This window comes from Rhizobacter terrae, from assembly GCF_003852895.1.
GTDB lineage: Bacteria > Pseudomonadota > Gammaproteobacteria > Burkholderiales > Burkholderiaceae_C > Albitalea > Albitalea terrae.
This window is the reverse complement of sequence record NZ_QUSW01000004.1, coordinates 526,909-553,017: the sequence shown is the minus strand read 5'-3', so window position 1 is coordinate 553,017 and position 26,109 is coordinate 526,909. Positions and strand designations below refer to the sequence as shown.

General features: G+C 67.2%; 23 protein-coding genes. 14 read left to right on the top strand and 9 right to left on the bottom strand.

What is annotated here, in order from left to right:
• Positions 1-173 precede the first annotated feature (173 nt).
• The gene (locus tag DZC73_RS17305; protein ID WP_161974624.1) at positions 174-1,547 is read left to right on the top strand and encodes an FAD-binding oxidoreductase; all 1,374 of its coding nucleotides are present in this window, start codon (positions 174-176) and stop codon (positions 1,545-1,547) included.
• Here DZC73_RS17305 and DZC73_RS17300 read toward each other — a convergent pair whose 3' ends face one another.
• Both DZC73_RS17300 and DZC73_RS17295 read right to left on the bottom strand, forming a co-directional pair.
• Entirely contained in the window at positions 1,548-2,300 is a 753-nt protein-coding gene (locus tag DZC73_RS17300) for a GntR family transcriptional regulator (protein WP_124541591.1), read from the bottom strand.
• Between the two features lie 81 nt (positions 2,301-2,381).
• Positions 2,382-5,099 carry a TonB-dependent receptor gene (locus DZC73_RS17295; protein WP_124541590.1) on the bottom strand — a complete coding sequence of 906 codons (2,718 nt, stop codon included), beginning with the start codon at positions 5,097-5,099 and terminating at the stop codon, positions 2,382-2,384.
• 161 nt (positions 5,100-5,260) lie between these two features.
• Here DZC73_RS17295 and DZC73_RS17290 point away from each other — a divergent pair, with 161 nt between their 5' ends.
• From DZC73_RS17290 to DZC73_RS17250, 9 genes are all read left to right on the top strand, one after another.
• On the top strand, positions 5,261-5,917 hold the full coding sequence (locus DZC73_RS17290) for a response regulator transcription factor (protein WP_124541589.1): 657 nt from the start codon (positions 5,261-5,263) through the stop codon (positions 5,915-5,917).
• Positions 5,917-7,308: an ATP-binding protein gene (locus DZC73_RS17285; RefSeq protein WP_124541588.1), complete on the top strand. Its 1,392-nt coding sequence runs from the start codon at positions 5,917-5,919 to the stop codon at positions 7,306-7,308. Before DZC73_RS17290 ends, DZC73_RS17285 begins: the two co-directional genes overlap by 1 nt.
• A gap of 142 nt (positions 7,309-7,450) precedes the next feature.
• Complete coding sequence (locus tag DZC73_RS17280) at positions 7,451-8,053, top strand: malonic semialdehyde reductase (RefSeq protein WP_124541587.1); 603 nt, start codon at positions 7,451-7,453, stop codon at positions 8,051-8,053.
• Entirely contained in the window at positions 8,034-8,360 is a 327-nt protein-coding gene (locus DZC73_RS17275) for a 4a-hydroxytetrahydrobiopterin dehydratase (protein WP_124541586.1), read from the top strand. The genes DZC73_RS17280 and DZC73_RS17275 overlap by 20 nt, the downstream gene beginning before the upstream one ends.
• Before the next feature lie 68 nt (positions 8,361-8,428).
• Positions 8,429-8,911 (top strand): Lrp/AsnC family transcriptional regulator, encoded by a 483-nt coding sequence (locus DZC73_RS17270; RefSeq protein WP_161974623.1) that lies wholly within the window; start codon positions 8,429-8,431, stop codon positions 8,909-8,911.
• A 126-nt stretch (positions 8,912-9,037) separates the two neighbouring features.
• Positions 9,038-10,012, top strand: coding sequence for a Bug family tripartite tricarboxylate transporter substrate binding protein (locus tag DZC73_RS17265; RefSeq protein WP_235835173.1), 975 nt, complete (start codon positions 9,038-9,040; stop codon positions 10,010-10,012).
• A gap of 23 nt (positions 10,013-10,035) precedes the next feature.
• On the top strand, positions 10,036-10,443 hold the full coding sequence (locus tag DZC73_RS17260; RefSeq protein ID WP_124541584.1) for a VOC family protein: 408 nt from the start codon (positions 10,036-10,038) through the stop codon (positions 10,441-10,443).
• 5 nt (positions 10,444-10,448) lie between these two features.
• Complete coding sequence (locus DZC73_RS17255) at positions 10,449-10,922, top strand: hypothetical protein (protein ID WP_124541583.1); 474 nt, start codon at positions 10,449-10,451, stop codon at positions 10,920-10,922.
• A gap of 90 nt (positions 10,923-11,012) precedes the next feature.
• On the top strand, positions 11,013-11,396 hold the full coding sequence (locus DZC73_RS17250; RefSeq protein ID WP_124541582.1) for a hypothetical protein: 384 nt from the start codon (positions 11,013-11,015) through the stop codon (positions 11,394-11,396).
• 289 nt (positions 11,397-11,685) lie between these two features.
• On the opposite strand, the gene mltB is transcribed toward DZC73_RS17250, so the two are convergent.
• Genes mltB through DZC73_RS17230 form a run of 4 tightly spaced genes read right to left on the bottom strand, consistent with a single transcriptional unit; the run spans position 11,686 to position 16,905 of the window.
• Entirely contained in the window at positions 11,686-12,951 is a 1,266-nt protein-coding gene (gene mltB / locus DZC73_RS17245) for a lytic murein transglycosylase B (RefSeq protein ID WP_124541581.1), read from the bottom strand.
• 32 nt (positions 12,952-12,983) lie between these two features.
• Positions 12,984-15,005 (bottom strand): transglutaminase family protein, encoded by a 2,022-nt coding sequence (locus DZC73_RS17240; RefSeq protein ID WP_235835172.1) that lies wholly within the window; start codon positions 15,003-15,005, stop codon positions 12,984-12,986.
• Entirely contained in the window at positions 14,996-15,982 is a 987-nt protein-coding gene (locus DZC73_RS17235; RefSeq protein ID WP_124541580.1) for a DUF58 domain-containing protein, read from the bottom strand. The genes DZC73_RS17240 and DZC73_RS17235 overlap by 10 nt, the downstream gene beginning before the upstream one ends.
• A complete protein-coding gene (locus DZC73_RS17230) occupies positions 15,979-16,905 on the bottom strand; it encodes an AAA family ATPase (protein ID WP_124541579.1) in 927 nt (308 codons plus the stop codon). The genes DZC73_RS17235 and DZC73_RS17230 overlap by 4 nt, the downstream gene beginning before the upstream one ends.
• Before the next feature lie 61 nt (positions 16,906-16,966).
• Here DZC73_RS17230 and DZC73_RS17225 point away from each other — a divergent pair, with 61 nt between their 5' ends.
• The 4 genes from DZC73_RS17225 to DZC73_RS17210 are packed head-to-tail and all read left to right on the top strand — an operon-like array spanning position 16,967 to position 21,691.
• On the top strand, positions 16,967-17,905 hold the full coding sequence (locus DZC73_RS17225) for a histone deacetylase family protein (RefSeq protein WP_124541578.1): 939 nt from the start codon (positions 16,967-16,969) through the stop codon (positions 17,903-17,905).
• 25 nt (positions 17,906-17,930) lie between these two features.
• On the top strand, positions 17,931-19,217 hold the full coding sequence (locus DZC73_RS17220; protein WP_124541577.1) for a mechanosensitive ion channel family protein: 1,287 nt from the start codon (positions 17,931-17,933) through the stop codon (positions 19,215-19,217).
• On the top strand, positions 19,217-21,037 hold the full coding sequence (gene ggt / locus DZC73_RS17215; RefSeq protein WP_124541576.1) for a gamma-glutamyltransferase: 1,821 nt from the start codon (positions 19,217-19,219) through the stop codon (positions 21,035-21,037). The genes DZC73_RS17220 and ggt overlap by 1 nt, the downstream gene beginning before the upstream one ends.
• A 57-nt stretch (positions 21,038-21,094) precedes the next feature.
• Positions 21,095-21,691, top strand: coding sequence for a MarC family protein (locus DZC73_RS17210; RefSeq protein ID WP_124541575.1), 597 nt, complete (start codon positions 21,095-21,097; stop codon positions 21,689-21,691).
• Between the two features lie 69 nt (positions 21,692-21,760).
• Here the strand turns inward: DZC73_RS17210 and DZC73_RS17205 are convergent, their stop codons facing one another.
• The 3 genes from DZC73_RS17205 to DZC73_RS17195 form a co-directional block, all read right to left on the bottom strand.
• Positions 21,761-24,232 carry a TonB-dependent receptor gene (locus DZC73_RS17205; RefSeq protein ID WP_124541574.1) on the bottom strand — a complete coding sequence of 824 codons (2,472 nt, stop codon included), beginning with the start codon at positions 24,230-24,232 and terminating at the stop codon, positions 21,761-21,763.
• A 109-nt stretch (positions 24,233-24,341) separates the two neighbouring features.
• Entirely contained in the window at positions 24,342-25,097 is a 756-nt protein-coding gene (locus DZC73_RS17200; protein ID WP_124541573.1) for an amino acid ABC transporter permease, read from the bottom strand.
• Positions 25,098-25,115: 18 nt separating this feature from the next.
• Entirely contained in the window at positions 25,116-25,961 is an 846-nt protein-coding gene (locus DZC73_RS17195; protein WP_124541572.1) for a basic amino acid ABC transporter substrate-binding protein, read from the bottom strand.
• Between the last annotated feature and the right edge of the window lie 148 nt (positions 25,962-26,109).

The following is a 26,109-nucleotide window of genomic DNA, read 5'->3' as shown; positions in this document are numbered from 1 at the left end:
TTGCTTTTCAGACGCGAGACACAAAGAGCGACATGGATCGCCGCAGGTTCATCGGATGGATGGGGGCCGCCACCGCAGCATCGCTGGCAAGTTGTGGCGGAGGAGGAGGTTCGTCCGCAGGTCCGGCGCCATCGCCGGCACCACCGCCCGCGACGGGGCTCGATTGGACCGGCTTGTCCAACGGCCTGGACGGCAAGCTCATCCTGCCCGGCAACCCGTTGTACGCGCAGGCCGCGGCAGTGGCCAACAAGCGCTACGAGGCCGTGCAGCCGCAGGCCGTCGCGCGCTGTGCCAGCCCTGACGACGTGAAGGAAGTGCTGGCCTTCGTGCGCAGCAACCAGCTCGCCGTCACGCCGCGCTGCGGCGGCCACAGCTTCGGCGGCTACTCCACCGGCACGGGCGTGGTGCTGGACGTGACACCCATGAACGCCATCCAGGTCAACGGCAACGGCACCTGCACGATCGGCGCCGGTGCACGCCTGGCAGACGTGTACGACCAGCTCACGGCCCAGGGGGTGTCCATCCCGACCGGCACCTGCCCGACCGTGGGCATCTCGGGCATCACCATGGGTGGCGGCATCAGCTTCATGGACCGCAAGTACGGCCTGACCTGCGACAACCTCGTGTCGGCCCGCATGGTGACGGCCGACGGCCGCCTGCTGGACGTCAGCGAGACGCAGGAGCCCGACCTGTTCTGGGCATTGCGAGGTGGCGGCGGAGGCAACTTCGGCGTGGTCACGTCGTTCACCTTCAAGACCCACGCCGCGCAGGACCTCACCGAGTTCTCTGCCGGCTACGCTTTCTCCGACCTGCACAAGGTGCTGGACACCTGGCAGACCTGGCAGCAGGGGCTGCCCGACGAGATCTGGTCCTTCCTGGTGTTTTCGTTCTACGCGTCCAACCAGCCTCCCTCGGCCACGCTCTATGGCGTGAGCCTGCTGGACGAGGCCGCCTTGCTGCCTTACTGGAACGCCTTCAAGACGGCCACCGGCGTGACGCCGGCGTTCACGAGCACGGGCCGCAAGAGCTACCGCGACGTGATGCTCGCCGGCTGCGGATCGAGGACGGTGTCGCAGTGCCACATGGTGGGACTGACGCCGGATGGCAACATGACGCCGTACTACTTCGCGTCCACCTCCGACTACTTCAACCAGCCGCTGCCGTCGCAAGGCATCGACACCTTGCTCACCAGCATGGACAACGCACGTACGGCGGGCATCACCGGGCAGGTGCTGCTGGACGTGATGGGCGGGGCGCTGGGCCGTGTCGCCAAGGACGCGACAGCCTTCTGGCACCGCGATGCGCTGTTCAGCGCCGAGTACTACATGGATGCGCCTCCGAATGCGCCGGCCACCTGGCACCACGACCTGCGTACCGCGATGAAGCCCTGGAGCAGCGGCGGCGCCTACGTGAACTACATCGACCCGCTGATCACCGACTGGCAGGCGGCCTACTACGGCAGCAACTACGCGAAGCTGGTGCAGGTGAAGGCGGCCTACGACCCGAACGAACTGTTCAAGTTCGCCCAGGGCATTCCATCGAAGTGACTAGCGCCTGAGTTCGGCGAGGAAGTCGTAGTACTCGCTGCGGTAGTACGAGTGGGTGAGTTCGATGGCGCAGCCGTTGTCGAGGTAACCCACCCGCGTGATGAACAGCATGGCCGCGCCGCGCTTGATGCCGGCCACGCGTGACTGTTCCAGTGTCGCGTTCACTGCGCGGATGTGCTGCAGCGCGCGCGACGGTGCGCCCTGGTTCGCATCGAGGTACGCGTACAGCGAGTCTTCCACCTCGATGGGCCGCGGCAGGTACTGCCTCGGGATCGTCGTGCTCTCGATGCCGATCACCACGCCGTCGGCCAGCCGCAGCCGCTTGAGCCGCGACACCGGTGCAGAGGGCGACAAGCCCAATGAGAGTGTCTCCTCCGCATCCGCCAGCCCCACCTCGCGCAGGAGCCAGCGCGAGCCCGGTGTCATGTTGCGGCGCCTGAGCTCCTCGCTGAAATGCGTGAGCCGCGACAGCGGCTGCTGCAAGGTGGGCAGCGACGGCGCAGCGGCATTCACGTAGGTGCCCGAGCCGCGCTTGCGGTTGAGCATGCCGCGTTGGCACAACACGTCGATGGCCTTGCGCGCCGTGCTGCGCGAGATCGACAGCGCGTCGGCCAGGGTGCGCTCGGAGGGCAGGGCCACGTCATGCCGCCACAGGCCGCCATGGATGGCCTCGGTGAGCTTGCCCGCCAGCTGCAGGTAGGCCGGCGTGGCGCTGTGGATGTCGGGGACGAACTGGCCGAGTGGGACCGTCATGTTCACTGTTTCCGCAATGCGCGAGGCGCCGCCTGCTCGTGGCCGGCGGCGCCCCGCTTCACTTCACATCACCGATGGTGCTCAGATCTTGGCGCGCAGGCCGAAGTAGATCTGCCGGCCGTTGCGGTAGAACGCGCGCGGCTGGTCCGGCGTGGAGGCGTAGGACTTCAGCAGCGGATCGTTGAGGTCCTTGCCTTCCAGCGACAAGGTCAGGTCCTTGTTCACGTTGTAGGACAGGGCTGCCGACAAGGTGCCCACGCCGTTCTGGTAGATCGCGCTGTTGCGGTCGGTGCCGTTGAGGAAGGTCGAGCGGTAGTTGTAGGCCACGCGCGCGCTGAACTTGTCGTTCTCGAAGTAGCCGCCCAGGTTGTAGGAGTTCTTGGAGGTGCCGATCATGTCGCAGTTGTTGGTGGTGGCGCAGGCCGATGCCGGCGCCTTGCCGGTCTCCTTGCCGTCGGCATAGGTGTAGTTCGCGTTGATGCCGAAGCCGCCCGGCAGGGCCTGCACGTAGGCCAGCTCCACGCCGTACACCCGCGCGGTGGTGTTGACCGGCTGGCTCACTGTGTAGACCTGGTACACGCCCTTGCTGGCGTTGAAGTAGGTGCCGCTGCCCGCGCCGAAGGTGACGTAGGACTCGAAGTTCATCGCGTACACGCCGCCGGACACCATCGAGCGCGGCGCGAAGTACCACTCCAGGCCCACGTCGGCGTTGTTCGAGCGGATGGGCTTGAGCGTGTTGTTGCCCACCGTGCCCGTGCCCTGGATGTCTCGCAGGTCCAGCCCGGCCATCTGGCCGAGCTCGGGGCGCGCCATCGTGCGGCTCATGGCGACGCGGCCGACCAGTTCCTTGGAGAGGTCCACCTTGAAGTTCGCGCTGGGCAGCACGTCGGTGGTTTGGCTCGTCACCGTGATCGGGGCATACACGCCGGCCGACACCAGCTGGTTGATGCCGACCTTCTCCGTCGTGCGCACGAGCCGCACGCCGAAGTTGCCCTGCACGGTGTCCGAGTCGAGGTTGCCCATCAGGTAGGCCGAGGTGGTCGGCTCCTTGATGTGGAACTCGTTCTGCAGGCCGTGGCCGGTGAAGGTGGTGTAGGTCTTGGCCCAGTCCGACACGGCCGACAGCGGCAGCGTCCAGGCGTTCTTGAGCAGGCCGCCATCCAGCGTGCTGCCGAAGTTCGAGGGGAAGGTCGTGAGCGAGCCGATCGGCACGCTGCTGGGCAATGCGCCCGCCGCGCTCAGTACGATGGGAATGAACTCCAGCGAACGCTCATGGTCCGCATGGCGCAGGCCGACCTTCACGGTCGGAAGGTTGGCCAGGTCGGTGCGGTAGGTCGCGTCGATCTGCGCGTAGGTCTCCTTGTCGATGGCGGTCACGGCCGAGCCGAAGGTGCCCACGCCCGTGTTCACGCCGCCGTTCGAGTAGGTGCCGGAACCGGGCACGGACACGTCGGCCGTGCTGCCCAGCCCGTGCAGCGTGTAGCTGCCGCCCACCCACGGGCTCCACACTTCGAAGCCCACGCTTTCGGTGTGGCCGGTGCCGCGCGTCGTGCCCAGCTTGCCGGTGAAGCTGAGCTTGTCGTTGGCCTTGTAGGCCACGTCGAAGTTGATGAACTTCGAGTCGCTGTAGGCCACGGGGCGCGCGAAGATGTCCTGCACCGAAGACGACACGCCGGCGCAGCTCGCGATGGGGCAGGAGTTGGCGAACGTGGCCGAGGTCACCGTGTTGCCCGTCACGGTGTAGCTCGTCGGGCTGATGCCGTTGTTGAGCGCGCTGCTCGTGTTCTGCATGTAGTTGTGGTTGATGTTGGGCGCGTTCAGCCGCGAGGCGAACATGTCCACGCCCAGCGTCAGGTCCGACGAGGGCTTGAACTGAACGCCCAGCAGGCCACCCTCGCGGGTGCGCTCCTGCTCGAAGAACACCGAGCCCGTGAGGAAGGAGAAGGCCTTGTCCTTGAGCCCCGGGTTGGCGGCCAGCACCGCGGCGTTGTCGGTGGCACCCCACCACAGGAATTCCTGGCCGTCGCGGCGCAGGTGGCGCTTCTCGTGGAAGGCGTGCACCAGCACGCCCAGCGTGCCTTCGTCGTTCTTCCAGTTCACCATGCCGCTCACCTGCGGGTCGGTCTTGCCCGACAGGCTGGAGTGCACGCCGTCCAAGCGGATGGCGGAGGTCAGGCGCTCCTTGAAGTCCAGCGGCTTGCGCGTCTCGATGTCCACCACGCCGGTGGCGCCGCCGTCCAGCACGTCGGCCTGCGCGCTCTTGTGCACGGTGACGCGGCCGATCAGCTCCGAGGGCAGCAGCGAGTAGCTCACGCTGCGGCCGCCGCCCACGATGTTGTCGGAGAACCAGTCGCCGCTGGACACCGAGTGGCCGTTGAGCGTGGTCAGCGTCAGCGCCGAGGGCGTGCCGCGCAGGCTCACGCGGTCGTTCTCGCCGAAGCCGCCTTCCGCGCCGCCGGAGGTCGCCACGTTCACGCCGGGCACGCGCTGCAGCGAGTCGGCCACGTTCTTGTCGGGCATCTTGCCCACGTCTTCGGCGGTGATCACCTCCACCACGCTGTCGGCGTTGCGCTTTTGCGTGATGGACTGCTGCACCGAGCCGCGGATGCCGGTGATGATCACCGGTGCCAGGGTCTGGGGGGGCGCCGGGCTCTTGGAGTCGGCCGCCTTCGCTTCGGGCTTGGCGGCGTCCGCTGGCTTGGCATCGGCCTGCTGGGCGCTTGCCAGCGTGCAGGTGCTCAGGATGAGCACGGCCACGGCGGAGGCGACCGGAGTCAGGATGGGAGTGAGGTGTCTCATGGCTGGTGTGTTCCTGTTCGTTGAATCCCAAAGGCAGTCCACTGCAACGCCGCGTGCTTGACTGGTGTTGAAGTGGTAGTTACTTTGAGCCCACTTCCTTCACGCTTCCTAAGGGCCGACTTAAGGCTTTCTTTAGGCGCCCTCCGCTATAGTCCCCGGGCATGAAGGTGTGCCTGATCGAAGATGACCTGGAGCTGGGGCGCGCCTTGCAATCAGCCCTGCAAGATGCTGGTCATCAAGTGGTCTGGGTCCGGCGCGTGGCCGACGCCCTGCACTGGGTGCGCGAGGAACGCTTCGACGCCGTGCTGCTGGACCTGGGCCTGCCCGACGGCAGCGGGCTCGACCTGATGCGCAAGCTGCGCGCCGAAGGCGCCACCGTTCCCATCCTCGTCATCACTGCGCGCGAGAGCCTGGAAGACCGCCTGAGCGGGCTCGACCTGGGCGCGGACGACTACCTCGTCAAGCCCTTTGCCGTGAGCGAGATGCTGGCGCGGCTGCGTGCGGTGGTGCGCCGGTCCACCGGCCGCGGCGACTCGGGCGAGACGGCCTGGAAGGCCAGGGACCTGCAGCTGGACGACAAGATGATGACCGTGACCCGCGCCGGCGCGCCCGTGGCCTTGTCGCCCACCGAGTTCGCGCTGCTGCATGCGCTCATGCGCTACCAGGACCGCGTTCTCACCCGGCGCGAACTGGAGGCGAGGGCGCTGCCGCACAGCGACGGGCCGGCGCTGGACGTGCACATGTCCAACCTGCGCCGCAAAATCGGCGACGGCTACATCCGCACCGTGCGCGGCGTGGGCTACGTGATGGAGCGTTGATGCGTCTGCTGCCGCGCCGTTCGCTGTTCCTGCGCCTGTTCGGCGGCTTCCTGTTCGTGATGAGCGTCGTGTGGCTCGGCGTGCTGGGCCTGGATGTCTACGAGACCCAACACGGCCGACGTGACCTGGCCCAGTCGGAGATCCAGTCCTATTCGCAGCATCTGCTGGCGGCGCTGTACACCGTGGCCGACCGGCCCGACCAGATCCGCACCACCCTGAAGCGCTTTGACCAGAAGCGGCTGGAGGTCTTCAAGGCCCGCGACTGGTACGCGCCTGCCCTGCAGGTGCAGGTGTGGCGCAACGGTACGCTGCTGTATTCGCAAGGCGTCGCACAACCAGAGCCCATGCCGCATGTCGAGCCAGGCCAGGGTCGCCCCAAGCCGATGCCCGGAGCCCTGGCGGGATGGGTGCAGAACGATGCCGAGACCGGCCTCACGGTGCAGTTGGTGCAGGAAGTGGTGGGCAGCTGGATGTTCACCCTGTCCAGCATGGGCTACTACCTGCTGCCCTTGCTGGTGTGCATTCCCATCCTCGTGATTCCCGCGGGGTTCATGGTGTGGTCAGGCCTGAGGCCATTGAACGAGGTGCGCTCTCAGATCGAGCGGCGATCGGCGGCGGACCTCTCGCCGCTGCCCGAGGCGCGCTACAAGGAACTCAAGCCCATCGTCGCGGCCGTGAACCAACTGATGCAGCGGCTGGCCGAGCGACTGGCGCGGGAGAAGGAATTCCTCGTCGACGCGGCGCATGAACTGAAGACACCGCTGGCGGTGGTGCAGCTCAATGCCGATGCGCTGGCCACCGCGCGCGATCCTTCGCGCCTGGATGAGGCACGGCAAGGCCTTCTCAACGGTGTCGCTCGGGCCACCCACACCGTCCACCAGTTGCTCGCGCTGGAACGCTCCGGTGGCGATGCACAGGCCGATGCGCTCAAGCCGCTGGACCTGGTGGAGCTGGTGCGCGACCGGCTTGCGGTGATGGCCGAGATCGCGCATCGGCGCGGCATCGAGATCGAGTTGCATGCCAACGAGGCTTGCGTGCTGCCGCTGCACCGCGAGAGCGCGGCCTCGCTCATCGACAACCTGGTGGACAACGCGGTGAAGTATTCGCCAGATGGGTCGACAGTGGTGGTGTCGGTGGTCGACGAGGTCACGGGGCCGAGCATCACCGTCATCGACCAGGGGCCGGGCATTCCACAGCATCTGCGGGCACGTGCTTTCGAGCGCTTCTTCCGGCTGCCTGATCAGGACCAGACCGGCAGCGGACTGGGGCTGTCCATCGCCGAGCGCGCAGCGGCGCGCAACCGGGCGAGCATCCGGCTGGATGATGGGCCTGGCGGCGTGGGGCTGCAGGCGATCGTGCAGTGGCGCTTGCTCCGTGGCCTGGGTGTTTGACGCCGTGCTCCTGGAAGGGGCTCCTTACCCCGGGCCAATCGCAAAGGTTTTCCTTTCGGCAGCGTGACGGCACCGGAATGCGCAACGTTTTTGCCGGGCAGCCGCGAAAGAATCCGCGGCATCCTCATCCATGCCGCGCCCCATGCCTGCCACCGACGACACCTCGCTCCACGAAGCGGCCATCCGCCGCCTGTTCACGCAGGCGCGAAGCTTCAACACCTGGCAGGCGAGGCCCGTGGCGGCCGAACTGCTGGAGCAACTCTTCGAACTGACCAGCCTTGGACCCACGTCGGCCAACTGTTCGCCGGCACGCATCGTGTTCGTGGCTTCCGCCGATGAAAAGGAGCGGCTGCTGCCTGCGCTGCATGAGGGCAACCGCGCCAAGACGCGGCATGCGCCGGTGACCGCCGTCGTCGGCTACGACCTGGACTTCGCGCGCCAACTGCCGGTGCTGTTTCCTCACGCACCGGATGCGCCCACCTGGTTCGCCAACCCGGCGGTGGCTGCGTCGACGGCCTTTCGCAACGGCAGCCTGCAAGGCGGCTACTTCATCCTCGCCGCGCGATTGCTCGGCCTGGACTGCGGTCCGATGTCGGGCTTCGACGAGGACGCCGTCAACGCGCTGTACTTCGAAGGCACGTCCATCCGCGTCAACTTCCTTTGCAACCTCGGGCATGGGGACCCGGCCGGCCTGTTCCCGCGCAGCCCGCGCCTGCGGTTCAGCGATGCCTGCCGCGTCGTCTGAGGCAGCCGTGGTGCGGCTGAATGCGCAAGAGCGCCACGAGGCCTTGGCTTCGCTGGGCGGCTGGGACCTGGTGGCCAATGGCCAGGCCATCCGCAAGACGTTCACCTTTGGCTGCTTCTCGAGGGCCTGGGGGTTCATGAGCCGCGTGGCCCTGGAGTCCGAGCGCATGAACCACCACCCGGAGTGGAGCAACGTGTGGAACCGCGTCGACATCCTGCTGACCACGCACGACGTGGGCGGGCTGTCGGGCAACGATGTCCGGCTGGCGCGCTTCATCGACCGCTGCGCGCTGGATGCCGGCGGCTGAAGGGGATGCCGCGATGACAGCGCCTGCAGCGCATGGTCTACTTTGCGCATGTAAACCAGAGGGTCCCGATGAGCCGCACCTCCGAATTGACCGACGTCGAGATGACGATCCTCGAAGAGCTGCAGCGCGACGCGAGGCTGTCCAGCACGGACCTGGCTGACAAGCTCAACCTCTCGGTCACGCCCACCTGGCGCCGCGTGAAGAGGCTGGAGGAGGCCGGGCTGATCCGCGGGTACCACGCGCTGCTCGATGCGAAGCGGCTGGGCTTCGGCATCGAGTCCTTCCTGATGGTCAGCGTGCATTCGCATGACGAGCGCAACATCCAGCTCTTCGAGGCGGCGGTGGCGGCGATCGATGAGGTGATTTCTTGCCACATGGTGTCCGGTGGGGGCGACTACCTGCTGCATGTGGTGGCCAAGGACATGGACAGCTATTCCGACTTCATCACCCGCGTCGCGGGGACGCTGCCGGGCGTGCGGGAGACGCGCTCAGCCTTTGTGCTGCGGACGATGAAGCAGTTTGCGGGCTTGCCGGTGAGGCGGGCGGGGTAGTCGTGTTGCGCCTGACAACCCGCTGACCGCCGAGGCCGCATTGCCGCAATATCGACAGTGGATCGACAGCCGATCGACAGCCTCAGCGAGTAACCTCTTGGCCATTCCATCCAAAAGGAGACAAGCGTGCAACGCCGCCATTTCATGTTCAGTTCAGCTTCTGCCCTGCTGCTGCCCGCGGCGGGCGTTTGGGCGCAGGAGAAGTACCCGTCCAAGCCGATCACCCTCATCTGCCCGTACGCTGCAGGCGGCAATGCAGACCAGCGCTCGCGCCAGGTCGGCAAGTTCATTTCCACGGCGCTCGGCCAGCCCGTGCTCGTGGACAACAAGGCGGGTGCAGGCGGCAACATCGGCACCGATGCGATCGCCAAGAGCAAGCCGGACGGCTACACCATCGGCATGGGCAACTTCGCGCCGCTCGCGGTGAACCCGACGATGTTCGAGAAGTTGTCGTTCGATCCGGCGAAGGACTTGACGCCCATCTGCCTGATCGAGAAGGGCCCGCTCATCCTCACCGTGCGTCCTGACTCGCGGTTCAAGACGGTGAAGGACGTGATTGCCGCGGCCAAGGCCACGCCTGGCAAGGTGACCTTCGCATCGGGCGGCATGGGCGGTTCGCACCACCTCTCCGGCGAGACCTTCAAGCAGATCGCCGGCATCGACATCATCCACGTGCCGTACAAGGGCGGCGCGCCGGCGGCGACTGACCTGATCGGTGGCCAGGTCGACATGATGTTCACGCAGATGTACGAAGCCGCGCCGATGATCAAGGCGGGCAAGCTGCGTCCGCTGGCCATCACGAGCAAGGGGCGTTCGCCGCTGTTCCCCGATCTGCCGACGATGCAGGAAGCAGGCGTGGCCGGCTTCGAGGTGCAGAACTGGCAAGGCCTGGTCGGTCCGGCCCGCATGCCCCCGGCCATCGTCACCTTGCTGAACCAGACCTGCAACAAGGCGCTGGCCGACCCGGCGATTCGCGAGCAGATGCTCAGCCAGGGCAACGAAATCGCTGGCGGCACGCCCGAGCAATTCGCGGCGTTCATCCGTGCGGAGGCGGCGCGCTGGGGCAAGGTGGTGAAGGACGGGCACATTCGTCCGGAGTGAACGCCCGGGACCGGTGGAGGGCCATGAATCAATCGTTGGGTCTCGTATCGCTTCTGGTTCGCGACTACGACGAGGCGCTGGCCTTCTTCACCGGCATCCTGGATTTCGTGTTGATCGAGGACACGCACGTGCCGGCGCAGGACAAGCGCTGGGTCGTCGTGGCCCCTCCCGGTTCGCGCGAAACCCGGCTGTTGCTGGCACGCGCATCGAACCCTCAACAGGCTGCGCGCGTCGGGGATCAATCCGGTGGTCGCGTGTTCCTGTTTCTCCACACCGATGACTTCGAACGCGACCATCAGGCCTACAAGGCCAAAGGCGTCAGGTTCGTGGGCGAGCCGAGGGACGAGCCTTACGGCAAGGTGGCGGTGTTCGAGGATCTCTACGGGAACCGTTGGGACTTGCTCCAGCCCAGGTCGGCGCAGCCGGCCTAGCCGCCATGGGGCACACCGTCACAGGACTGGTCGCCAAGCTCGAAGCGCTTGAGTTGTTTGCACGGCAACGGTCACTTCGGTCGCCAGTGCCGCTGGCATTGGGACTCGGGCTTCTGCCGCTACGCGTCGATGACATCGACTCCATCCTCGGACCGCCGTTGAGTAGCTATCCGGAAGGATTCAACAATCTCTCCCAACAACTGCTGCTCAAGCTATCCGATGCGTCGGCAGGCTGTACCCTCGTATATTTCGAGACTGAGTACTTCGGTGGCATAGGCAGTCAAGGCGCGGCTGCATTTCGTGACGGAGCTCTGATCTTTGGTCCACAGGCAGGCGAGTTCGGTCCCATCAATCAGGCGCTCACTCTGCTTGGAGTTCATGTCGCTGCTCCTGCGCAAGATGAATTTGAAACGGTGGGCCTGCATCGCTATCGCCGTACTGAAGACTGGTGGGCTTCTGGGCTGGAGAGCGCCGGATAAGCTTGCGGCAATTAGCCAATCCAGAGCAAGTGCCCCTGTCAATCAGGTTCATGGATTGCGCTGATAGCTATCGTGATTACACCAAACAACATGCTGACCACCCTCAATGGGTTGCCATTCACTGTCTCACCGTCCACCTCGTATCTTTCTTTGGACGCCAGGGAGATTGGGATCAGTTCCCTCGAGTTCATCGCCTGGTTCCAAGGAGAAAATCGTCGCGCGGCCATCCGCTTGGAATTCTTTCGATGCATCTCTGCACGGCTACTGGCGATCGGCGGTGAGTCGCGCCAGGGCATGGGAGAGGTCAAAGGCAGTAGATGGCTGGCCGAAGCCAACACGTATCAAATGAGGCACTTCCCAGCGTATCCGGACAACTTCAAGGACATGAAGCATTTCTTCTTTCGGGGCCACGACTGCTCGGTCGAGGTGCTGGCTGAAGGCTTCACCTGGAAGGAACTCGGTCCGATCACCTGACCCCAGTGCTGGAATGCTTGCGGTTAAGCTTGGCCGCGAACTTTCCTCTCCATGACGGCGCTTCGCGAACTCCACCGACACAAGGGTACGCTGCAATTCGCACGCAAGCTGCTGACCGCGGCCATCGTGCTCTAGCTTCCCTTCCCGATCGAGATCATCCTCCGGCAAGCCAATCTGCTGCTTCACCTGCACATCCTTGGCGATCGGCAGACGCCGCAGAAGATCATCGCGCTCTTGTGCGTCGCCATTCAGGACCTTGATCTCCTGACGCCAGGCCGGCGCCGGCAGGCTATCGGCTTGCTGGCTCGGCGGGAGGCATGGGCGCAACGCCCGAAGCGGGGAGGCTGGCGGGCGCGGCGCTGGCCGCCGGCTCGGGTGCAGATGCGGGACTCTGCGCCGGCACGGCTGCTACGGGGTCTGCCGCCATCGGCGCGCTTGCCGGCAGAGCGGGAGCAGGCACCGGCTCGCTGGCCAGCGGCGGCCGCTGCCGCTTGATCGCCTCGCCCAGCGAGATCACCGCCAAGGCGTAGTAGCTCGACCAGTTGTAGCGGGTGATCGCGTAGAAGTTTTCCGTGCCGGCCACATAGGTCGGCGCTGCGTCGCCGTTCTGCAGTTCGACCAAGGCCAGCTTGCCCGGATGCGCCTTGCCGGATTCATCGAGCACCGCACCATGGCCTGCGAACTCCTGCGGCGTGAAGCTGGGCAGGATGTCCGGCGCCAGCAGCAGCGCCCGCTGCGCCGTGTCCACCGGCACGCTGACGTCGTAGCGCGTGGGCATGCCGCGTTGCCATCCATGGTTGGACAGGAAGTGCGCCACGCTGCCGATCACGTCCGCCGGGTTGTTGTGCAGATCGATGTGCCCGTCGCCGTCGAAATCCACCGCATGCGCGAGGATGCTCGACGGCATGAACTGCGGCATGCCGATGGCACCCGCGTAGCTGCCGCGCCACGACAGCGGATCCACCCCCTGCTGCCTGCACAGCAGCAGGTAGTTTTCGAGCTCGTCGCGGAAGAAGGCGCTTCGGTCCTTGCGGCCCGCGGGGAAGTCGAAGCTCAGCGTGGCCAGCGCGTCGATGATGCGGAAGCTGCCCATCTGCTGGCCGTAGATGGTCTCCACGCCGACGATGCCCACGATGATCTCCGGCGGCACGCCGTAGCGCTCCTCGGCCAGCCGCAGCCAGGCCTCGTTGGCGCTCCAGAACGCGGCACCGGCCTTGAGACGCACCGGCTCCACGAATCGGCTGCGGTAGGCGCCCCAGTTCTTCGCGGTGCCTGCGGGCGGCGGCATGATGAGCCTGGCCACCGAGGGGATGTACTTCGCCTGCGCGAGCGCGGCGCGGGTGGCATCCACGTCGAGTTCGCGCCGCGCGGCGGCTTCGGCGGCGAAGCGCATCACGTCCTCGCGCTGGCCGTAGATGACGACGTCGGGCGCCTTGTCGGGCACCACCTTGCTGTGCTTGCGCGGCTTGGCCTTGGCCTGCACGGCACCGGCGGCGACGCAGGCCGACAGCGCGACCATGCAGGCCAGCGCGGTTCTGGTGAAGAGAGCGGACATGGATGAGAGCGAGAGAGCGAGTGGATCGGCGCTCAACGGCTTCGTCGCAGTGTTCTGGCGGTGCTGACGAAGCGTCGAGTGAGTGAGGTGTCAGGACGTCGAACGGCCTCGCGGCCATAGCGTTGACGGTCCAGTGCGTGCAGCAAGTCCACGAGCGCATGGGCGGCATCGCCCAACTGCTGCTTCACATGCAGGGCCAGCGTGCGCGGCGGCTCATGCGGGGCCGCCTCCACGTTCAGCGAGCGCAGTGCATGGCGGATGCGGTCCATCTGCCGCACCCAGGGGTCCACGCGATGCCGATCCCACCAGGCCCACAGCGCGCCGGCCAGCGCCATGCTGCTGAGTGCCGCGATGAGCAGCAGCGACAGGTCTTCCCAGCTCGGCGAGCTGAAGCCCAGGTTCTTGAGCAGGTCCAGCTGCTGGCCGCGCGAGTAGTTCAGCACCCACTGGTTCCAGCGGTTGTTGACGGCCTCCCAGGCGTCGCGCATCTGCGCCAGCAAGGCCGGGTTCACGGTGCCGATGGCACCGGCGACGAGCCCCGGCGCACGCACCAGGTTGCGGCTGCGCAGCACGCGGTCGGGCGCCACGGCGGCCGTGGGGTCGGCGCGCATCCAGCCCGTGCCTTCCACCCAGTACTCGGCCCAGGCATGCGCATAGCTTTGCCGCACGACGTAGTAGCCGTCGATGGGCAGCGGATCCGTGCCCTGGTAGCCGGTGACCACGCGGGCCGGCACGCCCATGGCGCGCATGATGATCACGAAGGCCGAGGCGAAGTGCTCGCAGAAGCCGAGCTTGCGGTCCAGCCAGAACTCGTCGGTGGCGGCATTGGGGTCGATGTCGCCGTAGCTGCCCGGCGCCAGGGTGTAGCTGTAGCCGCCGGTGCGGATGTGCTGCATCACAGCGAAGGCCAGGGTGCGGGCATCGGCATTGGCCAACTTTGGTGAGGAATGGAATTGCCGGGCCCATTCGATGGTGCGCGGGCTGTGGCCGGGTGGCAGCTCCAGCGAATCGCGCAGCATGGCGGGCGATGCGGTGAGGCCGTGGCGGAAATCGACGTGCGACACGGCCTCGAAGCGCAGCCGCTCGAACACCGGCTTGTCGGTCTCCCAGTGCAGGTCGTCGCGGGCGAAGACGCGGTAGCCCTCGACCGCCGGCGGTTGTGCCGCGGCATCCAGCAGCGGCAGCAGCGACAGGCGCTGCGGCTCCAGCGTGATCTCGTAGCGGATGGGCTCGCCACGCACCCGCAGGTCGAAGCGCTGCGTGGCGCGCTGCAGGGGCAGGGGGCGCCACTCGCGGCCATCGAAGGCGGTGAGCACCGGCCCGCGGAAGTACATCGTCTCCGGCGCCGGCACGCGGCCGAGGAAGCGCACGCGCATGGCCACGCTGTCGTCCTGCGCGATCTCGGCCACCGAGCCCATGCGCATGGTGTTCGAGAGGCCGGTCGTCGGCGCGCCATCAGCCGGCACGCCCCACAAGGGGCCGATGCGCGGGAACAGCACGAACAGCAAGGCCATGATGGGCGCCCCGAACAGCGCTGTGCGCAGGGCCAGGCGGCCCGCATGCGCCAATGCCGGCTGGCCCACCGGCATGTGGGCCAGCACCAATGCCGTCAGCAGCCCCCACACCGACACCAGCGTGGCCGCCGCGACCAGCAGCGTCTGCGAGTAGAGGAAGTGCGTGAGCACGATGAAGAAGCCGAGGAAGAACACCACGAAGGCATCGCGCCGCGCACGCAGCTCCAGTGTCTTCAGCGCCATGAGCACCACGGCCATGGTCACGCCCGGTTCCTTGCCCAGCAGGCTGCGGAAGGTCCACAGCGTGAGGCTGCCGGAGACGACCAGCAGCACGGCCAGCCACCACTTGCCGGGCAGCGGCGCGTTGGCCAGCGCGAGCTGGGTGCGCCAGGCCAGTACCAGGGCCGTCAACGCGGTGCACCACAGCGGCAGGTGGGACAGGTGGGGCATCACCGTCCAGGCGATGACCGCGAGCAGGAACAGCGTGTCGCGCGCCTCGCGCGGCAGGCGGTGGAACCGCTGGACCAGGCTCAGTTCCACAGCGCCAGGGTCTCCAGGCAATGCCGGCGGTGGGCCTCGCCGTGGTCGCGGCCGATGTCGGTGCCGGGCAGCTTCAGGCCGTAGTTCACGCCGGCGCGGTCGGCGGCGAGGACCCACGCCGTCAGGCGCGACAGCTTGTCTTCCGGCGACAGCGTGCCGCAGGCCTGCCAGTCCAGCCACAGCTCGTGCTGGGCGGATGCGCTGGTGTCGCGGCTCACGAGCTCGCCGCCGGTCTCCATGGTCTTGGCGGCCTTCTTCCAGAACACCATCTTGAGCGGATCGCCGCGCCGGTACGCCCGCACGCCTTCGACTTCGGCACCTTGTGTGCGGCGAGAGAGGGCGGGCCCGCCGGGCACGGGTCGGGCCGAGGGCATGGGCGCGGGCGGGCGCTCGGGCTGCGGGTACACCAGCACCTGCGCTGCCGGCCGCCAGATGGTCCAGGCGCGGAAGAATCCCAGCGGGAAGCGGGTCTCGGCGCTGAGCGTGGGCAGGTCGTGCCGGCCGCGTGCCGCCGGCACGAAGCTGACGTGCGCGGTGGCCTGGCCGCCGGCGGGCACGTCCACCCAGGTCAGGGTGTCGGCATCGGCCCCTTCCACCTTCAGGCCGATGCCATGCCGGCCGCCCGAGGGGCTGGACAGCACCACCTCCATGCCCGCCGCGTCGCCCGCGAACACCGGCGGCACCGGCTTCATGTGCAGCGTGAGTCCGCGCAGTGTGTTGTGCGTGAGCTGCATGGACACGATGCCGCTGCCCGCCAGCAAGAAGGTGAGCACGTAGCCGAGGTTGAGCTGGTAGTTGATGGACGCGATGAGCAGGATGGCCAGCGTCGCGGCGAACAGCAGCCCGGCCCGCGTGGGCAGGATGTAGATGTTGCGCTGGGTGAGGACGAGGGTGTCGGACTTGCGCAGCCGGGCCTGCCACCAGGCGCGAAAGCGTGAGGTGACGAAGCCGGTGGGCGTGGGGATGGACAGCGTCAAGGCAATCCCACCGCCGCCACCATGGCGCGCACCTGCTCGGCACGGCCGCGTCCCGCACCGGCCACCGGCACCAGCCGGTGGGCAGCCGTCTGCACGAGGATAGCCTGCACGTCGTCCGGCGCCACGTAGTCGCGCTCGCCCAGCAGGGCCCGGGCCTTGGCCGCGCGCAGGATGGCGATGCCCGCGCGCGGGCTCAGGCCTTCGACGAACCAGGCGCCGGAGCGCGTCGCCGCGATCACGGCCTGCAGGTAGTCGAGCAGGGCGTCCGAGGCGTGAACGGCCAGCACCGCCTTCTGCGCGGCCACCAGCTCCTCGGGCGTCATGATCGCGCCCAGCGCATGGATGGCCTCGCGGCGGTCCTGGCCGGCCAGCAGCGCACGTTCACTGGCCCGGTCCGGGTAGCCGAGCGTGATGCACATCAGGAAGCGGTCCAGCTGCGACTCCGGCAGCGGGTAGGTGCCCAGCTGGTCGGTCGGGTTCTGCGTGGCGATGACGAAGAACGGCCGCGGCAGCGCCCGTGTCTCGCCTTCGACGGTGACCTGCTGTTCCTCCATCGCTTCCAGCAGGGCGCTCTGCGTCTTGGGCCCGGCGCGGTTGATCTCGTCGGACAGCAGCACCTGGGCGAACACCGGGCCCGGGTGGAAGACGAAGGATTCCTTGCTGCGCTCGTAGATGCTCACGCCGATGAGGTCCGAGGGCATCAGGTCGGCCGTGAACTGCACCCGCGAGAAGCGCAGGCCCAGCGACACCGCCAGCGCATGCGCCAGCGTGGTCTTTCCGACGCCGGGCACGTCCTCGATCAGCAGATGTCCCCCGGCGAGGAGGCAGGCCACGCAGTCTTCGATCTGCGCACGTTTGCCCACGATGATCGTGCTAATCTGGTCGATCAGGCGGGTGAGCTGGGCTGCAAGCGGTGTAGGCATGCGGCTGACGTTAACCCAAATCTTCGAGCTGGCTCAATCCGTATGCACTGCGCGTCTTGAGATGCCCACAGCCTTCTACTCCCACCCCGACTGCCGGCTGCACCAGATGGGCCAGGGTCACCCCGAGTGCCCGCAGCGGCTGGACGCCATCGCCGACCACCTGCGCGCCACCGGGCTGGACGTGGCGCTGGACATGCGCGATGCCCCCCAGGTCGACCTGCGCGAGGTGGAACTCGCACACCACAGCGCGTACGTGGCCGAGCTGAAGGACCTGCTCGAGCAGATTGCCGACAGCGGCCGCTCCCGCTCGCTGGACCCCGACACCAGCGCCTGCCCGCAGACCTGGGCCGCCGTGCTGCGCGCCGCGGGCGCGGCGGTGGCCGCCACCGATGCCGTCATCGACGGCCAGGCCGACAACGCCTTCTGCTCGGTGCGCCCGCCCGGCCACCATGCCACGCGCGACCAGGCCATGGGCTTTTGCTTCTTCAACAACGTGGCCGTGGCCGCACGCCATGCGCTGGACGTGCGTGGCCTCAAGCGGGTGGCCATCGTCGACTTCGACGTGCACCACGGCAACGGCACCGAAGACATCATCGCCGGCGACGAGCGGGTGTTGATGGTCAGCATCTTCCAGCACCCGCTGTACCCCTACAGCGGCGCCGTGCCCAAGGGCACGAACATGATCAACCTGCCCGTGCCGCCCTACACCAAGGGCCCCGAGGTGCGCGAGATGATCGAGGCGATGTGGATGCCGCGGCTGGAGGAGTTCAAGCCGCAGATGGTGTTCATCTCCGCCGGCTTCGATGCGCACCGCGAGGACGACCTGGGCCAGCTCGGGCTGGTCGAGGCCGACTACGAATGGATCACCCGCCGCATCAAGGACGTGGCCGACCGCCACGCCAAGGGACGCATCGTGTCCTGCCTGGAAGGCGGCTACGCGCTGGGCGCGCTTGCGCGCAGCGTGGCGGCCCACCTGCGGGTGCTGGCCGACGTCGATTGAGATTGCTCCTGCACAACAACAACCCATGTCCCGTCCCCTCACCAGCACCGAACTCCGAGACCTCGCAGACTCCCTGCTCCAGCCCAGCGCACTGACCGAAGCCGGCCTGATCGCCGGCTGCCTGCTCATCGCCTGGACGGTGGTGCGCCTCGCGCGCGGCACGCAGGTCAAGCCGGCATCCATCCTCTTTGGCCGGCGCATCGTCGACGGCGTGCTGTTCCCGGTGCTGGCCCTGGTGCTCGCCTTCATTGCCCGTGGCATGCTGCCCACGCTGGGCGTGCCGATGGCGGTGTTCAAGCTGGCCATTCCCATCCTGACCTCGCTGGTCGTCATCCGGCTCACGGTGCGGGTGCTGACGGCGGCGTTTCCCACCTCGCGGGTGATGCGCGCCATCGAGCGCACGGTGTCCTGGCTGGCGTGGATCGGCGTGGTGCTGTGGGTCACCGGCGTGCTGCCGGTGGTGATGGAGGAGCTCGACGGCATCGCCTGGAAGATGGGCAGCGCGCGCATCTCGGTGCGCAACGTGATCGAGGGTTCGCTCTCGGCGGTGGTGGTGCTGGTGCTGGCCCTGTGGATCTCCGCGGCCATCGAGGCGCAGCTCATCAAGGGCGCGGTGGCCACCAACCTGTCGCTGCGCAAGATCGCGGCCAACCTCGTGCGTGCGGCGCTGCTGTTCATCGGGCTGCTGATGGCCATGTCGGCGGCGGGCATCGACCTGACGACGCTCAGCGTGCTGGGCGGCGCGCTCGGCGTCGGCCTGGGCTTCGGCCTGCAGAAGATCGCGGCCAACTACGTGAGCGGCTTCGTCATCCTGGCCGAACGCTCGCTGCGCATCGGCGACATGGTGAAGGTCGACAACTTCGAAGGCCGCATCACCGACATCCGCACCCGCTACACCGTCATCCGCTCGCTGGGCGGGCGCGAGTCCATCGTGCCCAACGAGATCCTCATCACGCAGCGGGTGGAGAACTCCTCGCTGGCGGATCCGCGCGTGCTCATCACGAGCACCGTGTCCATCGCCTACGGCACCGACGTGCGGGCCTTGCAGCCCAAGCTGGAAGAGGCCATCCGCCGCGTGCCGCGCGTGCTGGAAGACCCGGCGCCTGCCGTGCAGCTCGCCAGCTTCGGCAACGACGGCATGGACCTGAACATGCACTTCTGGATCGGGGACCCGGAGAACGGGCAGGGCAGCGTCAAGTCCGAAGTCAACCTGGCGGTGCTGGACGTGCTCAACGCCGAGAACATCGAGATTCCGTACCCGCAGCGGGTGATGCACATGGTGCAATCGCCAGCGCCAAAGGAGACACCCTGATGAACCTGCGCAGACACCTGTTGCTTCCCCTCGTTGCCGCCCTGCTGGGCGCGTGCGCCGCGCCGTCCGGCCCGGGCGGTGCGCTCGACTACCGCGTGCCCGACTTCGCCCAGCGCGCGCCCGAGGCGGCCAGCGGCTACACCGAAAAGCCCGGCTGGTCGTCCAGCAAATTCATGGTGGCCGCGGCCAACCCCTTGGCCACGGACGCCGGCTTCCAGGTGCTCAAGGCCGGCGGCTCCGCGGTGGATGCGGCCATTGCGGTGCAGATGGTGCTGGGGCTGGTGGAGCCGCAGTCGTCCGGCATCGGTGGTGGCCTGTTCCTCGTGCACTTCGACGGCAAGGCCGTGAAGACCTACGACGGCCGCGAGACCGCACCCGCCGCCGCCACGCCCGACCTCTTCATGAAGGACGGCAAGCCCATGGGCTTCATGGAGGGCGTGGTGGGCGGCCGCTCGGTGGGCACGCCCGGCACGCTGCGCGCGCTGGAGCTGGCGCACCAGCAGTACGGCAAGCTGCCGTGGAAGGCGCTGTTCCAGCCGGCCATCAAGCTGGCCGAAGGCGGCTTCCAGATCAGCCCGAGGCTGTTCGCGCAGCTCAAGGACGACGCCAGCAAGACGCTGCGCAATGACGCAGCCGCCGCGGCCTATTTCCTGCAAGCCGACGGCACGCCCAAGCCCATCGGCACGGTGCTGCGCAACCCCGAGTACGCAGCCGTGCTGCGCGACGTGGCCGAGCGCGGCCCGGTGGCGTTCTACGAAGGGGCGGTGGCCAAGGACATCGTCGCCAAGGTGCGCAGCCATCCGACCAACGCCGGCTTGCTGAGCGAGGCGGACCTCGCCGGCTACCGCGCCAAGGAGCGCGCGCCGCTGTGCTTCGACTACAAGCAATGGCGCCTGTGCGGCATGCCGCCGCCGTCGTCCGGTCCGCTGGCGCTGGGCCAGATCATGGGATTGATGGCAACCCGCAACCTGGAGATGCTCACGCCCGTCAAGCAGAGCTTCGGCTGGGAGCCGAACCCGGAGGCCGTGCACCTCATCACCGAGGCGGACCGACTGGCTTATGCCGACCGTGGCCGCTTCGTCGCCGACCCCGATTTCGTGCCGCTGCCCGGCGGCAATGCCAACGCGCTGCTGAACCCGCAGTACCTGTGGGAGCGAGGCCGTCTCATCACCGACCGCAGCATGGGCAAGGCCCAGCCCGGCGCCCCGGTTCCGCAGCCGGTGGCCCTGGCGAACGACCGCAGCCCCGAGCTGCCCAGCACCTCGCACATCTCGGTGGTGGATGGTTTCGGCAACGCCATCGCCATGACGACGACCATCGAGAACGTCTTCGGCTCGCAGATCATGGTGCGCGGCTTCATGCTCAACAACGAGCTGACCGACTTCTCCTTCACGCCGAGCGAGAACGGCGTGCCGGTCGCCAACCGGGTGGAGGGCGGCAAGCGGCCGAGGTCGTCGATGTCGCCCATCCTGGTGTTCAACCGCGACGACGGCAAGCTGGTGATGAGCGTGGGCTCGCCCGGCGGCTCGGCCATCATCAACTACACCGCCAAGGTGCTGTTCGGCACGCTGGACTGGAAGCTCAACGTGCAGGAGGCGATCTCGCTGCCGAACTTCGGCTCGCGCAACGGACCGACGGAGCTGGAGGATGGGCGGGCGTCGCAGGCGCTGGTCGATGCCTTGAAGGCCAAGGGCCACGAGGTGAAGGTGATGACCCAGACCAGCGGGCTGCAGGGCATCCAGCGCACCTCGAAGGATGGACAGGCCGGATGGTTCGGAGGAGCAGACCCGCGGCGTGAAGGAATTGTCATGGGCGAGTGAGGAAACTGGTCTAGGCCAGTTACGCCGACCTCAGGTCTTGCGCGACAATTCCCGCCCATGGATCACACCTTCGTCTCGGCCCTCATTCTTTTGCTGCTGGTGCTCGATCCGCTGGGCAGCCTGCCGGTCTTCATTCCCATCATGCGCACGGTCGCGCCGGAGCGGCGCAAGCGCGTGGCGGTGCGCGAGGTGTCCATCGCGTTCTGCGTGTTGCTGGCCTTCATGTTCCTGGGCGACGGCTTCCTGCGTGTGATGCACCTGTCGGAGCGCTCGCTGGAAGTGGCCGGTGGGGTGATCCTGCTGATGGTCGCCATCCGCATGATCTTCAGCCACGAAGGCGGCGTGTACGGCACGCCCGAAGGCCGTGAGCCCTTGATCTTCCCGCTGGCCGTGCCGCTGCTGGCCGGGCCGTCGGCCATGGCGACGGTGCTGCTGCTGGCCTCGCGCCAGCCCGACCGCATGCTGCAGTGGGTGGGCGCGCTCTTCACCGCGATGTTCGTCTCCGGCGCGGTGCTGCTGCTGTGCGACCGCATCCGCAAGCTGCTGGGCGATTCGGTCGTGTCGGCGCTGGAGAAGCTGATGGGGCTGGTGCTGACGGCGATCGCGGTGGAGATGATTTTGGCGGGGTTGAAGCGCTACTTCGTCGTGGGCTGAAAAGCAAAACCCCGGCACGAAGCCGGGGCGCGGTGACAAGCTCAGGCCGCCGCAGCGGCCCCAGTCAAATCACAGCTCGTATGACGCAGTGACGCCAATCGTCCTCGGCCGCAGATAGAACGCCTCGTCCACCCCTTGCACCGACGGCCGCTGGATCACCTTCGCGTTGTTGAAGAGGTTCTTGGCGAACACCGAGAACTCCCACTTGTCGAAGGTCATGCCTGCTGCTGCTCCGGCGGTGAAGTAGCCCGGGCGGAGGTGGTCGGTGGAGGTGCGGATGAAGCTGCCGTGGCTGGACCCCGTCCACTGCCCGTTGCCGCGGATGAAGGCCTGGCCGGGGCCGGCGGAGTAGAACTTGTACTCGAAGCCCAGTTGCGCGCTGTAGCGCGGCACGCCCTGCACCCAGTCGCCCTTTTGCACGTTCAGCGGGCCCGTGGGCGTGCCGTCGGTCGTGCCCAGCGCGGGCTGGTCTTCGGCGAAGACAGCGCGCGTGATGCTCGCCGCGGCATTGAGGGTCAGCGCATCGGTGGCGCGATAACGGCCATCGACTTCCAGGCCGTAGCTCTTGGCGCGCCCGACGTTGGTCTCGAAGTCGAAGCCGGAGGAGGGCAGCACCACGTCCTGCTGGATGTCCTTCCAGTCGATGTAGAACGCCGCAAGGTTCAGCGCCAGCCGGTTGTCCAGCAGGCGCGACTTGCTGCCCACTTCATAGCTCCACAGGCTGTCGGGCTTGAAGGCCGCGGGAATGGTCGACGGCAGGCCCAGCTGCGCCAGGTCGGCGGCGACCAGGGCCGTCATCGGCACGGGGCGGTTGGCCGCGCCCAGCCGGAAGCCCTTGGCGATGTTGCCGTAGACCGTGGTCTGCGGGTCCATGTCCCAGTTGATGGCGAAGCGCGGTGTGGTGGCGTTGGTGTTGTTGTCGATCACCACGCTGGACGGGCCGCCCGCGTAGTAGCGGTCGCCTTCGCGCGTGAAGTGCTGGGTGGCGCGCAATGCACGCAGGCCGACGATGCCGCGCAGCGTGGGGCTGAAGTGGTAGGTCAGCTCGCCGAAGATGGAGGTCTGGTTGTCGGTGTAGTGGCGCGCGCTGTAGTACGAGCTGTCGCCGGTGAACGCACCCGGGAAGGTGCCGGCGAACTGCGCCGGATCGTTGATGTCCACGCCCGCAGCCGTGAAGGCGGCGTTGATGCCGAAGATCGGCTCATCGTCGATGACCTGCGTCTTGGTCTTGGCGAAGTACACGCCGCCGATCCAGGTGAAGGGACTGCCGCCGGGCTGGTAGTCCTTCGAGGCCAGGCGCAGCTCCAGCGAGGTCTGGTCGATCTTGTTGTCCAGGTTCACGGCCGAGGGCATGGCACCCACCAGCACGCCCAGCGCATCGTGCGGCGTGGCATCGCGGCCCAGCGCGGCCGGATCGCCGTCCGTGTTGCCGTAGCGGATCACGTCGCCGATGTAGGGCACGTTGATCGACGTGCCGTCCTGCACCCGCGTGAAGCGTCGCTGGTAGCCGCTCAGGATGCCGGTGAGGTCGCCGAAGCCGACGTCGCCGGTCACCGTGAGGCTGGGCACCACGAGCTTGTCGGTGGCTGGCTCCTGCACGATCTTGCTCGTCTGGAACTTGCCCAGCGGCACGCCGGCGTTGGCGCCCTGGTAGTCGCCCACCGAGAGGTAGGCGGCGTCGATGTCCTTGGGCTTCACGCGTTGCGCGAACAGGGCAGGCGTGACGGACCAGCCCGGCGCGATGTCGGCCTTCAGCGCTGCCTTGACCACTTCCCAGCTCGTGCTGTTGATGCCCTTGTTGGTCACTGCCAGCGTGTTCGGGTCGACCTGGTCGATGTAGCCGCTGTCCTTGCCCGTCTGCACGCCCAGGCGCAGGCCCACGCTGCCCTTGACCAGCGGCACGTTCAGGATGCCCTGGGCCATGTAGTTGGTGCCGCCGTGCGAGGTGCCGGAGATCTCGGCGGTCGCGCTGCCGGAGAAGGTCTTGGTGTCGGGCTGCTTGCTGATGAACTTGATGGTGCCGCCCAGCGAACTCGCACCGTACAGCGTGCCTTGCGGGCCGCGCAGCACTTCCACGCGCTCCACGTCGAAGAACCGGGGTTCGGCCGAGCCCTGGCTGTAGATGTTGCGCGTGGTCAGCGACACGTCGTCGAGGTAGATGGACACCGTGGCCGAGCCTGCCTGCGAGCTCACCCCGCGGATCTCGATGGTGCTCAGGCCGGGACCGCCCTGTGACGAGAACGACACGTTGGGCACGCTGCGCGTGAGGTCGGTGATGTCGGTGACGTGGTTCTCGGCGATGCTCTCGCCGGAGACCACCGACACGCTCAACGGCACCTTGCGGATGTCTTCCTTGCGCTTTTGCGAGGTGATGATCACCTGGTCGAGCGTCACCGCCTTGTCGGGGGCCGAAGCGGCGGCGGCGGGTGCCGGAGCCGCGTCCTGTGCAAAGGCCAGCGGCGAGGCGCCAAAGCAGGCCAGCCCGGACAGGACCGCGGGCGCAAACAGCTTCTTTCGGGACGTGAACTTCTTCTTCGACACGGTGTGTTCTCCTCGACGATGGTGAGAGCGGAATGATGCTAGGTGAAGTCAGCGCGATAACGCCGGTCTCGTCCTAAGCATGTTGCGTGCGCGACTCAGGGGATGACCCTTATCGGCCGCGCAGATGTGCCGGTGCTTCTAACCGCTTGGCCAGGGCGGACAACAACAAGGTCAGAACCAGGTAGATGGCCGAGATGAAGAGGTACGGCTCCCAGTAGCGCGAATACGAGCCCGCCACGGTGCGCGCGGCCAGGGCCAGTTCGGCCAGGCCGATCGCCGAGACCAGCGACGAGTCCTTGACCAGGGTCACGAATTCGTTGACGAGGGCCGGCACCATCCTGCGGAACGCCTGGGGCAGCACCACGTAGCGCATGGCCTGCCTGTAGGTGAGGCCGATGCTGTAGGCCGCCTGCGTCTGCCCCATGTGGATGCTCTGGATGCCCGCGCGCAGGATTTCCGAGATGTATGCACCGGCATTGAGCGTCAGTGCGAGGGCGCCCGAAAAGAAGGCGCCGTGGTTCTGCCGGAACTCGCGCGCCGCGTCGCCGCTGAGCAGCAGGCCGCCGTCCGGGTGGACCAGCGTGGGCATGAGCGCGAAGTGCACCAGCAGGATCTGCACGAACAGCGGCGTGCCGCGGAAGAAACCCACGTAGGCGCGCGTCAGCACGCGCAGGATCTTCCAGCTCCAGTCCACCAGCGCGGATGGCGGCTTGGGGGCGTCCTTGGAGCTGCTGACCAGCCCCAGCACCACGCCCAGCAGCAGCCCGGCGCCGATGGAGATGACGGTGAGCTTCACCGTCATCCACAGGCCCTCGATGAACAAGGGCATGTAGCCGAGGAGGATGTCCCAGCGCAGGTCGAGCATGCGGCCTCCGCGCGAGGTTTATTTGCTGGCGGCCGAGGCGGCGGACGCGGCGGCGGCCGCCGTGCCGAAGTACTTCTTGTAGAGGTTGTCGTAGGTGCCGTCGGACTTGATGTCGGCCAGGCCCTTGTTGACCTTGGCCAGCAGCTCGGCATTGCCCTTCTTCACCGCCAGGCCGTACTGCTCGGGCGTGAAGCTGGTGTCGCTCACCGTCTTGAACTTGGCGCCGGCGTTGTTGGCCACGTAGTTGATGACCACCCCGTTGTCGGCCACCACGGCGTCCAGGCCACCGGCTTCCAGCTCCTTCAGCGCCAGCGGGGTGGACTCGAAGCGCTTGATGTTCGTGCTGGTCTTGCCTTGCAGCTTGCTGACCGCCTCGTCGCCGGTGGTGCCGGTCTGCACGCCGACCTTCAGCGGCTTGAGGTCGTCGAACTTCGCCACCTTGGCATCGGCCTTCACCGCGATGAGCTGCACGGCGTCGAAGTAGGGCGAGGAGAAGTCCATCGTCTGCTTGCGCTGGTCGGTGATGGTGATCGCCGACACCAGCAGGTCGCGGTCGCCCTGGTTCAGGGCGTTGAAGATGCCTTCCCAGGGGGTGTTGACGAACTTGACTTCAAGGCCGGCCTTGGCGGCCACGGCCTTCACCACGTCGATGTCGAAGCCCACGATCTCGCCCTTCTCGTTCTGGGACTCGAAGGGGGCGTAGGCAGCGTCGGTGCCCACGGCGAGCACGCGCGCACTGGCGGTGGTGGGGGCAGATGCGGCAGGCGCGGAGCCGGTGGCGTCCTTCTTGCCGCAGCCGGCCAGGGCCAGGCTCGAAAGCAGTGCAGCGGCCAGGATGTGGCGTCGTGCCAGCAGGGTCGTCATCTGGGAATCCTCCGGAATACTTGTGGTCCGGCCGGACATCTCATGAATGGCCGGCCGCGCAAGTGGCGGAGTTTATGACGCCAGCGGGCTGCCACATTCGGGATTGCACCCCTCGCGCCGCCGAATGTAGGGAGTTGGCGACGCCGGG